11 protein-coding genes and 1 pseudogene are annotated in these 13987 nt (G+C 50.4%); 11 read left to right on the top strand and 1 reads right to left on the bottom strand.

Annotated elements, in window-relative coordinates; all coding sequences use genetic code 11:
* The first annotated feature begins 118 nt into the window (after positions 1 to 118).
* From ACJJI1_RS01410 to rnhB, 11 genes and pseudogenes are all read left to right on the top strand, one after another.
* Positions 119 to 964: a phosphatidate cytidylyltransferase gene (locus ACJJI1_RS01410; protein ID WP_413662816.1), complete on the top strand. Its 846-nt coding sequence runs from the start codon at positions 119 to 121 to the stop codon at positions 962 to 964.
* Between the two features lie 109 nt (positions 965 to 1073).
* The gene (gene ispC, locus ACJJI1_RS01405; RefSeq protein WP_444958334.1) at positions 1074 to 2258 is read left to right on the top strand and encodes a 1-deoxy-D-xylulose-5-phosphate reductoisomerase; all 1185 of its coding nucleotides are present in this window, start codon (positions 1074 to 1076) and stop codon (positions 2256 to 2258) included.
* Positions 2259 to 2318: 60 nt separating this feature from the next.
* The gene (gene rseP, locus ACJJI1_RS01400) at positions 2319 to 3674 is read left to right on the top strand and encodes an RIP metalloprotease RseP (protein WP_282933671.1); all 1356 of its coding nucleotides are present in this window, start codon (positions 2319 to 2321) and stop codon (positions 3672 to 3674) included.
* 111 nt (positions 3675 to 3785) lie between these two features.
* A pseudogene (gene bamA, locus ACJJI1_RS01395) lies at positions 3786 to 5063 on the top strand (outer membrane protein assembly factor BamA); the annotation flags it as partial.
* A 61-nt stretch (positions 5064 to 5124) separates the two neighbouring features.
* Positions 5125 to 7704: an outer membrane protein assembly factor BamA gene (bamA, locus tag ACJJI1_RS01390; protein ID WP_444958333.1), complete on the top strand. Its 2580-nt coding sequence runs from the start codon at positions 5125 to 5127 to the stop codon at positions 7702 to 7704.
* Positions 7705 to 7772: 68 nt separating this feature from the next.
* Entirely contained in the window at positions 7773 to 8288 is a 516-nt protein-coding gene (locus ACJJI1_RS01385) for an OmpH/Skp family outer membrane protein (RefSeq protein WP_413662813.1), read from the top strand.
* 14 nt (positions 8289 to 8302) lie between these two features.
* A complete protein-coding gene (gene lpxD / locus ACJJI1_RS01380; RefSeq protein ID WP_444907648.1) occupies positions 8303 to 9364 on the top strand; it encodes a UDP-3-O-(3-hydroxymyristoyl)glucosamine N-acyltransferase in 1062 nt (353 codons plus the stop codon).
* Positions 9365 to 9442: 78 nt separating this feature from the next.
* Positions 9443 to 9883, top strand: a complete 441-nt coding sequence (fabZ, locus tag ACJJI1_RS01375) for a 3-hydroxyacyl-ACP dehydratase FabZ (protein WP_108734005.1) — start codon at positions 9443 to 9445, stop codon at positions 9881 to 9883.
* Between the two features lie 106 nt (positions 9884 to 9989).
* Positions 9990 to 10769, top strand: a complete 780-nt coding sequence (gene lpxA, locus ACJJI1_RS01370) for an acyl-ACP--UDP-N-acetylglucosamine O-acyltransferase (protein ID WP_444896539.1) — start codon at positions 9990 to 9992, stop codon at positions 10767 to 10769.
* 101 nt (positions 10770 to 10870) lie between these two features.
* The gene (gene lpxB / locus ACJJI1_RS01365) at positions 10871 to 12040 is read left to right on the top strand and encodes a lipid-A-disaccharide synthase (RefSeq protein ID WP_444958332.1); all 1170 of its coding nucleotides are present in this window, start codon (positions 10871 to 10873) and stop codon (positions 12038 to 12040) included.
* A 6-nt stretch (positions 12041 to 12046) separates the two neighbouring features.
* Complete coding sequence (gene rnhB / locus ACJJI1_RS01360; RefSeq protein WP_282933664.1) at positions 12047 to 12664, top strand: ribonuclease HII; 618 nt, start codon at positions 12047 to 12049, stop codon at positions 12662 to 12664.
* Positions 12665 to 12679: 15 nt separating this feature from the next.
* On the opposite strand, the gene ACJJI1_RS01355 is transcribed toward rnhB, so the two are convergent.
* Positions 12680 to 13942 (bottom strand): HlyC/CorC family transporter, encoded by a 1263-nt coding sequence (locus ACJJI1_RS01355; RefSeq protein ID WP_413662809.1) that lies wholly within the window; start codon positions 13940 to 13942, stop codon positions 12680 to 12682.
* Positions 13943 to 13987: the final 45 nt, after the last annotated feature.

The following is a 13987-nucleotide window of genomic DNA, read 5'->3' as shown; positions in this document are numbered from 1 at the left end:
GGCAAGTCTGCGGCGCCAGGCTTGCGATACAAATTGGTTGGAAATCTTTGCCGACACGCTCTTGATCTGTACAGAGTATCCAGACAGAGTGGTCAAGTTACTAACAAAGGGGTTTGCGGTGCTAAAACAAAGAATAATTACTGCTTTGGTGCTATTGGCACTGTTTATGGGGGTATTGTTTTTACTTCCAATGCAGTGGTTTTCACTGATATTTGTGGCGGTTATCTTGCTGGCGGGCTGGGAGTGGGCCAACCTCTCGAATTTGAATCGAGCCTTGCGCTTCGTTTTTTTGGCCGCATTGGGGTTAACCCTAATGGTCACGGCTCAATACGTCTTTTCAATGAATTTTGATGATCCAGATATCGATCGTGGCCGCCAGATTCTGGCCGTGGCCTGTGGTTGGTGGGCGCTCGCTTTCTTGTGGGTGCAAAGCTACCCGTCCAGTGCTGCTCTGTGGGGCAACCGATGGGTACGAGGCCTGATAGGCCTTGTTGTGTTAGTTCCAACCTGGTTGTCACTGGTAGTTTTGCGAGGCTTGGATCACGGAGCCTGGCTGGTTCTTTATGTGGTGGCGATCGTTGCAGCGGCGGATGTCGGTGCTTATTTTGTAGGCCGCAAGTTTGGTAAGCGGAAGTTGGCTAGAGAAGTTAGTCCGGGCAAGTCCTGGGAGGGCTTTTTCGGTGGCTTGGGTGCTTGCTTGATTTTGGCTCTCGTAACTTCCTACCTATTTGAGCTTCCACTGAAAAATACTGTCTTGTTCACTTTTGGTGTCTTGGTTACTGCACTGGCGTCAGTTATTGGGGACCTGGTGGAGAGCATGTTTAAGAGGCACAGAGGGATTAAGGACAGTAGTCATATGTTACCGGGGCACGGTGGCATCCTCGATCGGATAGATAGCCTTTCCGCGGCTCTTCCAGTGTTTACGATGGCCGCACTAGCGAGCGAGCTGCCGAAATACTTGTAGGGGCGTTTCCGCTCCAGTTTTGTGTTTTATTCGCTAGCGCCCAGCTTAATGCTGGGCGTGCAATTGTTTGGTGGCAGCAATATTGCTATCAGAGGTACGAAAAGGGCCTATGCAAGTAATTCCCCCGCAACAAATTACCGTTCTCGGCTCCACTGGTTCGATCGGCGTGAGCACTCTGGATGTGTTGGCGCGACACCCGGAAAAATATTCTGTTTTTGCCCTTACCGCCCGTGAAAGGGTTGCCGATCTTGCTCAGCAGTGTCGGCGGTTTAAGCCTCAATATGCTGTTGTTGTCGATGAGGCGCGAGCTGAAGAGTTGCGAGTACTGCTTGGCGATGAAGTGGATACGGAAGTCCTAAGTGGGGTGGAGGGTTTGTGTCGTGTTGCCTCCGATACTCTGGTCGATACAGTCATGGCGGCGATCGTAGGAGCTGCGGGATTGCGCCCAACCTTGGCGGCAGTAGATGCGGGCAAGAAAGTGTTACTGGCGAACAAGGAAGCGCTTGTTATGGCGGGCCCAATATTTCAGAGGGCCTTGAATAAGAGTGGCGCGCAACTGTTGCCGATTGATAGTGAGCACAATGCAATCTTTCAATGTTTGCCATTCCCCTGTGAGGATCTCGAAGCTGCGGGCGTGGAAAAAATACTGCTTACGGGTTCGGGCGGGCCATTTCGCACACGGGCTGCGAATGAGTTGGGGGCGGTGACGCCGGATGAAGCTTGTGCACACCCCAATTGGTCGATGGGCCGGAAGATCTCTGTTGACTCCGCCACAATGATGAATAAAGGGCTCGAGTTTATAGAAGCGTGCTATTTGTTTAATGCGCGCCCTGAGCAGATTGAGATAGTCGTGCACCCCCAGAGTATTATTCACTCGATGGTACAGTACCGGGATGGCTCTTTACTGGCGCAGATGGGTAATCCGGATATGCGCACGCCTATTGCCCATGCCCTGGCTTTTCCCCAGCGCATTGATGCAGGGGTGCCAGCTTTGGACCTGATTGCGCAAGGCAGGCTGGATTTTGAGGCCCCGGATTTTAATCGTTTTCCTTGTCTGCGTTTGGCGCGAGAGGCTGTAAATGAGGGAAAAAGTGCTCCAACAGTCTTAAATGCAGCGAATGAAATTGCAGTAGAAGCCTTCTTGGAGGGGCGTTTAGCATTTACTGATATTGCATTGGTGATAGAAAAAGTGATGAATAGGGCTCCCGTTGTTGAACTGTCGGGGCTCGAGGCAGTCGAAGCCATTGATTTCAATGCGCGAGAACTGGCCAAGCAGGCGCTTGCCGCCCTCTAAACACATTGCCCGGCGTATAATGGCCGCTAAATTGCGTATGACAAGAAGTTGTAGCTGAGTATGGATCTAATTCAGACGGTAATCTGGGCCTTGGTGGCTCTCGGTGTACTGGTATCTTTCCACGAGTTTGGGCACTTTCTTGTAGCACGTCTATGTGGTGTTAAGGTGCTACGCTTTTCTGTGGGGTTCGGCCGCCGGTTGATCTCCCGCTATGATCGCCACGGTACCGAATTCACTATTTCCGCTATCCCCCTCGGTGGTTACGTAAAAATGCTCGATGAGCGCGAGGGGCCTGTAGCGGCTGAAGAGCTGGATCAGGCGTTTAACCGCAAGAGCGTATGGGCGAGGATGGCGATTGCCGCTGCCGGCCCTGCCGCTAACTTTCTTTTGGCGGTAGTCTTTTTCTGGGCTGTGTTCCTCGGTGGAACAGCGGGCCCGGTTCCTATTGTGAAATCCGTTGAGCCCGGGAGTATTGCTGCGTCGGCAGGCCTTGAGTCCGGGCAGGAAATTGTTGCTGTTGATGGTGAGGCTACCCCTACTTGGCAGGCCCTCAATTGGCGCCTGGCAAACCGCCTGGGTGATAGTGGCACCATAGAATTCTCTGTGCGCTATCCGGATTCCAACCTCGAATACCATATGGTGGCGGATATCAATCGCTGGCTTGCCGGCCGTGAAGTTCCCGATCCGCTCGGGGAGATTGGACTGCAGCTCTGGACTCCACCGGTGAGTATGACTCTTCATAATGTGGTGGAGGGAAGCCCGGCAGCCTCAGCTGGACTAAAGGCTGGAGACAAGATTGTCTCGACCGATGGCCGTGACTTTTCATCTTTTCAAAGCTGGACCGATTATGTGAGAGCCCGCGCTGGTGTTCCAATGGATATCACTGTCGAGCGTGGAGGCGAACCGCTGACGGTGTCCGTAACACCGGCGGAGATCAAGCTGGACAGCGGTGAAACCATAGGGCAGGTCGGAGTGCAGCCGGTATCAGAGACTTGGCCGGATGATCGAGTACGGATTTACCACTATGGGGTGGGCGGCGCTTTAGTAAAGGGCTTGCAGGAGACCTGGGATAAAACAGTCTTTACCCTGAATAGTTTGAAGAAACTATTATTTGGTCAACTTTCGACCAAAAACTTGAGTGGCCCCATTACCATTGCTAAAGTGGCGGGTACTTCCGCGGAAGCGGGATGGCAGTCTTTCCTGTCATTGCTGGCGTTGCTCAGTATTAGCCTTGGTGTACTCAACCTGTTGCCTATCCCGGTACTCGATGGTGGTCACCTCCTTTACTACGGTATTGAGGCGATCAAGGGGTCCCCTGTGTCAGAGAGGGTGCAGGTGATTGGTTTACAGGTGGGCATGGCCCTGGTGCTCTGCATTATGGGGCTGGCTCTGTACAACGATATTTTACGTTTGTAGTGCCCTGGATTGGCTTTTTTCCGGGCTGATAATGTGAGTGAGATTTTTATGCGTGTAAGACGTTTTGTCTTGGCACGAGTTTGTTGTGAGTAAAAGCGACTCGGAAGCGGTATGAAGTATTTGCTGAAAGCGATCTTTCTGGGCCTGGTGCTGCCTCTCAGCGCTTTGGCACAGTCGTTCGTTCTCAGCGATATCCGAGTAGACGGGTTACAGCGGGTTTCTGCAGGTACAGTTTTTTCAGCACTTCCGATTCGGGTAGGCGACGAAGTTGAGCCTGGCGAGATTCAGGATGCAACCCGAGTATTGTTCCGCACTGGTTTTTTTGAAGATATTCAGATTGGCCACGAAAACAGCGTTCTTGTTATTACCGTGAGAGAACGGCCGGCTATATCAAAGATAGATATATCCGGGAACAAGGCGATTGCCACTGAGGATCTACTGAAGGCGATGAAGGAATACGGTCTCGCCGAAGGCCAGATCCTAAAGCGTTCGACCCTCAGGGGGTTGACCCAGGAGTTTGAACGCCAGTACGTGGCGCAGGGTCGATATGGCGCCAGTGTTAAAGCGGAGCTCAAGGAGCTGCCACGCAACCAGGTTGAGCTACGGGTTGCTGTCGATGAAGGGGCTGTTGCTGCGATAAAACATATTAATATCGTAGGAAATCGAGCCTTTTCTGATAGAGAGCTGGAAGAGATTTTTGAGCTTAAAACTACTGGCTGGCTCTCTTGGTTGCGCAGCGATGATAAGTATTCTAGTGAGAAACTCACTGGTGATTTGGAGCGCTTAAAGTCCTATTACCTGGATCGTGGATATCTTGGTTTCCAGATTGATTCGGCTCAGGTATCTCTAGGGCCGGACAAGAAGAGTGTATTCATTACCATTAACGTGGTTGAGGGTGGTGTTTACACGGTTAGTGAGGTGGAAATTGCTGGAAACCCGATAGTAGCGGAGGAGGAAATCAACCGCCTGCTATTGGTGCGAGAAGGTCAGCGGTTTTCCCAAGCGAGGGTGACGACCACTTCAGACTATATTGCTAAACGCTTGGGCAACAAAGGTTACGCATTTGCCGAAGTGAATGGTGTTCCTGAGGCCAATGAAGACGAGAGTACAGTAAAAATTACCTTCTTTATTGATCCGGGAAAGCGCACTTATGTGCGACGTATTAGTTTTCGCGGGAACACTCGCACCGCAGATGAAGTCTTGCGGCGTGAACTGCGCCAGATGGAGTCAGCTTTGGCTTCCTCTGCGCGCATAGAACAATCCAAAGTGCGTCTTGAGCGCCTTGGATACTTGAAGGTAGTGAAAGTTGAAACAACTAAGGTGTCCGGCACCTCAGACCGGCCCGATGTTGATTACATGGTAGAGGGGCAACCCTCTGATTCTGGGGGAGCGGGGCGCTAGTTTGCGTTGTAACTCCTGGATTGCGAATAAAAACACCTGGAATTAGTAGATGAAACATTTCCTGAAAGCGGCTTCTCTTAGCCTGGCACTGCCTCTCAGTGCTTTAGCACAGTCATTTGTAGTTGATGACATCCGTGTGGAAGGGCTGCAGCGCGTCTCTGCCGGTACCGTATTCTCAGCTCTCCCTGTGCGAGTAGGGGATGAGGTGGAGACTTTGGAAATCCAGAGTGCCACTCGGGCACTGTTTCGCACCGGTTACTTTGAGGATATTCAAATCGGCCAGGAAAATGGTGTCCTGGTCATTACTGTGCGCGAGCGACCTGCAATTTCCAAGATCGAGATTACGGGCAACAAGGCGATTGCGACAGAAGACTTGTTGAAAGGCATGCAAGAGAATGGCCTTTCAGAGGGGCAGATCTTCAAGCGCGCAACCCTTGAGGGGTTGGCCCAGGAGCTGCAGCGTCAATATGTTGGCCAGGGGCGCTATGACGCCAGTGTTAAAACTGAAGTAAAAGAGTTGCCGCGCAATCAGGTTGAGCTTCGTGTAATTGTTGATGAGGGCTCAGTAGCCGCAATTAAGCACATCAATATTGTCGGCAATAAAGCGTTCTCCGATGAAGAGCTTGGAGAGATTTTTGAGCTGCAAACCACCGGCTGGTTGTCGTGGCTGCGCAGTGATGACAAGTATTCCCGGGAGAAATTGACCGGCGACCTGGAGCGTCTCGAATCCTATTACCTGGATCGTGGGTACCTGGATTTTAAAATTGACTCTACCCAGGTTTCCCTGAGTCCCGATAAAGAGAGTGTATTTATCACCGTCAATGTATATGAAGGCGATGTTTACACCATTAGTGAAGTGGACCTGGCGGGTGATCCTGTAGTTCCAGAGGAAGAAGTTAAGCGCTTGCTGCTGGTGCGGGAGGGGCAGACCTTCTCCCAGGTTCGTATGACAACAACCTCGGATTATATTACCAAGCGCCTGGGGAATGAGGGCTATACATTTGCTGAGGTTAATGGCATTCCCGAGCCCAATAAAGAAGAGAAAACGGTAAAAATTACCTTCTTTATCAATCCTGGCAAGCGGGCGTATGTTCGCCGAATTAATTTCCGAGGTAATACTCGCACTACAGATGAGGTTTTGCGCCGCGAGATGCGTCAGATGGAGTCAGCTTCTGCTTCCTCTGCCCGTATAGAGCAGTCTAAAGTCCGCCTTGAACGCCTGGGTTACTTCAAGGAAGTAGAGGTGGAAACTTCAGAGGTACCGGGTACATCCGATCAAATTGATGTTGAATACACGGTTGAAGAGCAGCCTTCAGGGTCTATCGGCGGCACAATTGGTTGGGCCCAGAGCAGTGGCTTGGTACTGGGAGCTAATATCCAGGAGAATAACTGGTTAGGCACCGGTAAATCTGTAGGTATTGGGATGAATGCCTCCACCTACCAGACTTCTGTGAACTTCTCTTACCTCGACCCTTACTTCACACCGGATGGTGTGAGCCGTGGTTTTAATGTCTTCTACACAGAGAATGATTACTCCGAAGTTAACCTTTCTGACTACAACACCACGACTTATGGTGGTGGCGTTAGCTTTGGTTACCCGATGTCGGAAATTTCCCGTGTCGGATTGAATATTAATTTCAACCACTTGGAACTAACCGCTTCAAGTAGCTCTGTGCAGGAGATTTCCACAACACCTCAGCCTGTTGATGGTGTGACCGGTGTTATTACCGATGCTGACGCTGATGAAATTTTTAACGATTGGCAAGATGGTATAGCTAATGACCTGGCAATGTCATTAACTGATGACCTATTTCCCACTCCAGATGGTTTTATTGATCGCTATGGAGATGCCTTTAACAGTCTAAGCCTCACGGCATCTTATGCGCGATCAACTTTAAATAGGGGAGTTTTGGCAACTCGGGGTGCTTCGCAAAATCTTTCTCTGGAACTCAGTGTGCCTGGGAGTGACCTGGAGTACTACAAGCTTGTTTACACTGGGCAGTATTTCCGTCCATTAACAAGGAGTTTGACTCTGCGTTTACGTACTCGTTTGGGTTATGGCGACGGTTTCGGGGATCTTGATGAGCTGCCGTTCTTTAAGAACTTCTATGCCGGTGGTTTTGGCTCTGTGAGGGGCTTTGAGCGCAATACTTTGGGGCCTCGTTCAACCCCTGCAGAAATACTAGGTCTTTACTATGACCCCGATGGCTTCCCTTCTAATCTCGCTCCTTGCGCAACAGATGGAGAGACAATAACGCAGAGTTGCTATTTGGTTGATGATGATGGGAACCTGGTGACATCTACTAATGGAGATGCTGATCCATTTGGTGGAAACATTCTGGTTGAGGGTAGTGCAGAAGTCATTTTCCCGCTGCCCTTTGTTAAAGATCAGCGTTCCTTACAAACCGCTTTCTTTGTTGACGCCGGTAATGTATTCGATACCAGTTGTGGTGATACCCAAATCAACTGTTACGATGTGGACTTTGGTAAGATGAATGTCTCTGCGGGGATAGGCTTGACCTGGATTACCGGTTTTGGCCCGCTGACATTCAGCTTGGCGAAAGCTCTTAAGAAAAATGATGATGACGATGTGGAAGTATTCCAGTTCACCCTGGGTAACAGCTTCTAAATTTGTCAGATAAAATGAATTAGGCGTATATCAGCGCAATTAAAATAAAATCTATTGGAGAGACCGACGTGCTTAAGAATGTAAAAATTGTTGCAGTATTACTTGCAGGTATGACCTTGTCCGGCGCAGCGCTGGCGCAAACCAAGGTTGCGGTACTTAACCTACAAGCTGCGATCATGAGCACAGATGCAGCTAAAACCAAGGTTAACTCCTTGAAGACCAGCTCTGAATATTCGAAGCTGCAGAGCAGTGCCGAGTCAATTCGTTCTGAGCTGCAAAAAATGGCTGAAGATGCCAAGAAAAACAGTGTGACCTGGTCCGATGAGCAGAAGACTGAGTACCAGCGCAAGATGAATTTCCAGCGCTCAGATTTTGAGACAACGGTGAAAAAATTGCGTGCAATGGAAGCTCAAGTGGGTCAAGAGATCCAGGCTTCTATGGGACCAAAGGCCAGGGATGCCCTGGACGCACTGATTAAAGAGCAGAAGCTTGACGTAGTGCTGGATTCCAATACTGCCTACTATGTAAGTCCTAGCGTCGACCTCACAGAGGCTGTTGTTAAGCGTATGAACGCAGCCAAGTAAGTCGATAGTCTTATATGAAAGATAGCTTTTCTCTTGCCCAGTTGGCGCAAGAGCTGGGGGCCGACTTGCGGTTGGCGCCCGGTTCAGATTCCAATCAAAAAGTTCAGGGTTTAAATACACTGCAGGATGCCGGTGCAGAGCACTTGGCTTTCCTCGCAAGCCCTAATTATCGACGCTTTCTGAAAACGACCAAAGCTGCCGCAGTGCTGGTATCGGAAGAGTTTGTTGAAGAGTGCCCGGTAACGGCTTTATGTGTTGCGGACCCCTACTTGGCCTTTGCTCGAGCAACAGCCCTGTTCGATACAACTCCTGAAGCACCTATTGGTATTCACCCCTCTGCAGTGGTTCACCCCACGGCAGAGATTGGTGCTGGTGTCAGTGTGGGGCCCGGCTCTGTGGTCGAGGCCTACGCAAAATTGGAGCCTGGAGCGATTGTTGGTGCTAACTGCTATGTTGGCGAGGGCAGTTTAGTCGGTGCAGGAACACGCCTGTATGCCGGCGTTGTTTTTCATCATAACTGCTCTATCGGTGCACACGGTATTATTCACAGCCAGACGGTTATTGGAGCCGATGGCTTCGGGTTTGCGCCTAATAAAGGCAGCTGGGTAAAAATTCACCAGCTTGGTGGGGTGCAAATTGGCGAAGATGTGGAAATTGGAGCCAATACCTGTATAGACCGTGGAGCTTTGGGTGATACGGTGATTGGGCGAGGAGTCAAGATCGACAATCTGGTCCAAATCGCGCACAATGTGAAGATTGGTGACTACACGGCCATTGCCGGGTGTGCCGTAATTGCCGGTAGTGCTGAGATAGGGAAGCATTGTCTTCTCGGTGGCTGTAGCCGTATTAACGGGCACATAACGATTGCAGATGGCAGTCAGGTATCGGGTAACACGTTTGTTACTAAGTCGATAAAGGATACTGGTAGCTACTCTGGAGCGCTATCCTTTGCCGATAGTTCTACCTGGCGTCGTAATGCTGTGCGTTTTGGTCAGTTGGATCAAATGGCGCGCAGATTGAAAGATTTGGAAAAACAGGTTCAGGCACTGTCCCAAAAGAGTGGGACAGACGATTGAACTTTAGTTATTAATTAATTTGGCTTTGTTGTTTTCGGGGCGTTTTACGCCCCGAAGTGGTTTCTGGGGGCATTTGGAATGATGGATGTACGTGAAATTCGCGAGTATCTGCCGCACCGTTATCCTTTTTTGTTGGTGGATCGTGTAGTAGAACTCGAAGAAGGGAAGTATATAAAAGGCTATAAAAACATTTCTGGAAATGAAGAAGTTTTTAATGGCCACTTTCCGGAAATGCCTATTTTCCCGGGAGTGATGATTGTTGAAGCCCTGGCTCAGGTCTCGGGAATCCTCGGCTTTAAAACGTTTGGCAAAAAACCGGAAGATGGATATCTGTATCTGTTCGGTGGGGTTGATAAGGCGCGCTTTAAGCGTCAGGTGATCCCAGGTGATCGCCTTGAGCTCGAGTCTGAAGCGGTATCTGTTCGCAGAAATATCTGGAAATTCGCTTGTAAAGCCAGTGTTGATGGCGAGCTGGCAGCTTCTGTTGATATCCTATGTGCCGTCAAAAAGGTTCAGTAATTCTGTAAAGCTCGCTGGAGAGTTAGATTCAGGATTTTCCGGGTAGCCTTTGTTTTTAAGGGTACAGGTTACCCAGTACGATTAATGCCGAGGAGTAGATCCCAGAATGCAGACAAGTATCCACCCTACAGCTATTGTCGACTCTACGGCAGTAATTGGTTCCGGGGTGAGTATTGGTGCTTACACCATTGTTGGAGCCGGCGTAGAGATAGGTGATGGCTGTGATATTGCCTCTCATGTGGTGCTTAGTGGGCCGACCAAACTGGGGAAGAACAACCGAATCTACCAGTTTGCTTCCGTAGGGCAGGATACCCCGGACAAAAAGTATCGTGGTGAAGAGACGACACTCGTTATTGGCGACAATAACGTGATTCGCGAGGGGGTTACGATCCACCGTGGTACCGTTCAGGACCGAGGTGAGACCACTATTGGTGACGAAAACCTGATCATGGCCTATGCCCATATTGGCCACGATAGTGTTGTTGGTAATCACACTATTATGGTGAATAACTGTGGTTTGGCCGGTCATGTTGTTGTTAAGGACTGGGCGATTCTGAGTGGTTATAGTTTGGTTCACCAGAACTGTACTGTGGGAGAGCATGCTTTCCTGGGAATGGGCGCTGCTATCGGTAAAGACGTCCCTGCTTATGTTATGGTTGCCGGAAACCCTGCTGAAGCAAAGACCATTAACTCAGAAGGGCTGCGCAGACGGGGCTTTTCTAGAGAAGATATTGCCCTGATCAATAAAGCTTACAAGACCGTTTATCGTCGCGGTCTTACTATGCAAGAGGCGCTGCAGGCCTTGATGGAGTTGCGCGAACAATCTCCAGTTATTCAGCCGTGGATAGAGTCTTTGCAGTCTTCCACCCGCGGCATTGTTCGCTAATTCACTTCTCTTTGGAGCTGTTTCGTGCGGCTCCGATTGCACTTTATGCAACTCCCATTTAATTCCAACGTAAACAGCTCCCCAAGAGGAGGGATTTAGGCGTGTCAGAAAAAAATAAGCCGATACGAATTGGTATCGTTGTCGGTGAGGCGTCAGGAGATATCCTCGGTTCTGGTTTGATGGCCGCATTAAAAACTCGGCTTCCCAATGTAGAATTTGAGGGGATTGCCGGGTCGCGTATGCTGGAACTGGGTGCTAAAAGTTTATTTCCTATGGAGCGGCTGTCGGTAATGGGGCTGGTAGAGCCTTTGAAGCGCCTTCCGGAACTGTTGAAAATCCGCAGATCTCTCCGTCGCCACTTTACTGATAACCCTCCCGATCTATTTATTGGTATAGATTCCCCGGACTTTACATTGACTCTTGAGGCTGCACTCAAGGCTGAGGGTATCCCCACCGTCCATTATGTCAGTCCTTCGGTTTGGGCCTGGCGGCAGGGTCGAATTAAAAAGATTGCGCGGGCTGTCGACCACATGTTGACCCTGCTTCCATTTGAAGCGAATTTCTACCGAGATAACCAAGTACCGGTGACCTTTGTTGGCCACCCTTTGGCTGATGAAATTCCCCTGCAAGTGGATATCGCCGGCGAACGCAAAGCATTGGGCTTTGAGAAAGACGACCGGGTAATTGCCCTTTTGCCAGGCAGCCGTGGAGGAGAGGTTCGCATGTTGGGGCCGTTGTTTTTGCAGACGGCCCGATGGTGCCACCAGCGTCACTCGGATATTAAATTTGTTATTCCCGCTGCTAACAAGCAGCGTATGGATGAGATTCAAGAGCAGCTAAAAGATTACCCTGAGCTCCCTATTACTTTACTTGAGGGGCAATCGAGACGGGCCGTTTCAGCGGCAGACTGTGTGCTTATTGCATCGGGTACAGCAACCCTTGAAACGATGTTGCTTAAAAAGCCCATGGTCGTTACCTACAAGCTGGGCAGATTGACGTCTATGATCGTCTCGCGGATGCTGCATACCCCATGGGTTTCGCTACCAAATTTACTTGCCCAAAAAGAACTGGTACCGGAAATTTTGCAGAATGATGCTATTCCGGAGAATCTTGCTGCGGCGGTGATGCAGTACTTTGAAGATCCGCTTCTTGGGGATCATTTAGAGCGCGAGTTTTTCGAAATGCATCAACAGTTGAGACGCAATGCTTCTGAGCGGGCTGCCGATGCCGTGGTGGGGCTACTGGAAGCTAAGCCTGAATCTGCCGAGTAGTAAGTTATGAGTAGTAAAACAGAATTGCCCCCCTATGTTTGCCCTTTCAAGGGTGATTTGATTGCAGGTGTCGATGAGGTTGGGCGCGGCCCCTTAGCTGGTGATGTAGTTGCCGCAGCTGTGATTCTTGATCCTAACAAGCCAATTGCCGGGCTTGCCGACTCCAAAAAGCTGACTGAAAAAAAGCGCGAGCAGTTGTTTGATGAGATTTGTGAGCGAGCGCTCAGTTACTCCATAGCTCGTGCGACAGTTGAGGAAATTGACCAGCTAAATATTTTGCAGGCAAGCTTACTGGCGATGCATCGTGCAGTTGCGCAGCTATCCGTGCAGCCTGAATTTGTGTTGGTGGATGGCAATAAAAAACCGAACTGGGATTACCCTTGCGATACCGTTGTAAAGGGAGATGGTCGTGTCGCTGCAATTGGGGCGGCGTCTATTTTGGCTAAGGTGACCCGTGATAGGGAAATGGTGGTACTGGACTCTGAATATCCCGGTTATGGCCTTGCAGGTCATAAAGGGTATCCCACCAAGGCGCATATGGAAGCTTTACAGTTGCAGGGGCCCACTCCAATACACCGCACCAGCTTTGCGCCGGTAAGGCGCTTGCTAGAAGAGGTTGAGTGATTAACGGCTGTAGCGCTATTTATCGATTCGCTTGATTCTGGCCCGGGTAATCATCTTGTCTGAGACCTCCTCAATTTCCACCAGGTAATTGAGGATGTACAGGCTGATATTGCCGTCGGGGATGCTCTCCAGGTGTTCCATTGCCAGGCCGTTAAAAGTTTTCGGTCCGTCAGTGGGTAGCTCCCAGCCCAGGGTGCGATTAATATCGCGAATAGAAGTGCCGCCTTCGATCATGTACCAGCCATCTTCTATGGCGACTATCTCCTCGTCATCGCTGGGTACTGGACTTGCGGTAAAGTCGCCGACAATTTCCTCCAGCAGATCTTCCAGGGTAACGATACCCATTACCTCTCCGTACTCATCAACTACCAGCCCCATGCGGCGCTTGGTTTTCTGGAAGTTCATCAGCAGTGTGGGGAGTGGTGTTGCCTCGGGTACGAAGTAAGGCTCATCGGTGAAGGAGTTGAGCCGCTCTGCCGTTAAATTTTCTGGTCCGTCGCGCAGTATTTGCGCCGCTTTTCGCAGGTGAAGTATGCCTACTACTCGATTGATGTCACCGCGATATACGGGGAGGCGAGTGTAGGAACTTTCCGCTAGCTGCTGCAGGATCTCTTCGGCGCTGTTTTCCAGGTCAACGCCCATGACTTCATTGCGCGGAATCATGATGTCTTCAACGGTTGCCTGATCCAGGTCCAGCACGTTGAGCAACATGCCTTTGTGCTTGCTGGGAAGCAGGGCGCCTGATTCGAATACAACGGTTCGGAGTTCTTCGGGGGCCAGGTGTTCCGCTTCGCTATTCGCTTTTGTTTCGACTCCCAGCATACGCGCCAGGCCGTTGGATATGCCACCAATCAAAAGAACCAGAGGAGTGAGCAGCCACTGCAGTGGGCGCAAAATAAATGAGGCGGGGAAAGCAATTTTTTCCGGGTGTAGAGCGGCAATAGTCTTTGGTGTGACCTCAGCAAAAATCAGCAGGGCAAGAGTTAAGACTATGGTGGTGAGTATTTCTCCGTATATCTGCGCGAATACCGAGCCGGCGATTACAGATACAAGAACGTTAACGAGATTGTTGCCGATTAGAATTGAGCCGATCAGCTTGTCCGGGCGTGCGAGTAGCTCGGTGGCGCGTTTTGCCCCGCGGTGCCCGCTTTTGGCTTGGTGCCGCAGACGATAGCGGTTAAGCGCCATCATGCTGGTTTCGGAGCTGGAGAAGAAGGCGGATATCAGTATCAATAGGGCCAGCAAACCGAATAGCAGGCCCGTGGGCATCTCGTTCAAGGGAGAACTCTTTTTATTTCCAAGCGGAGATATTGGAACATATTG

Source organism: Microbulbifer maximicatervae (SeqCode), assembly GCF_052467065.1.
Note: the sequence above shows the minus strand (reverse complement) of the source record. Positions and strands in the feature narration are given on the sequence as shown.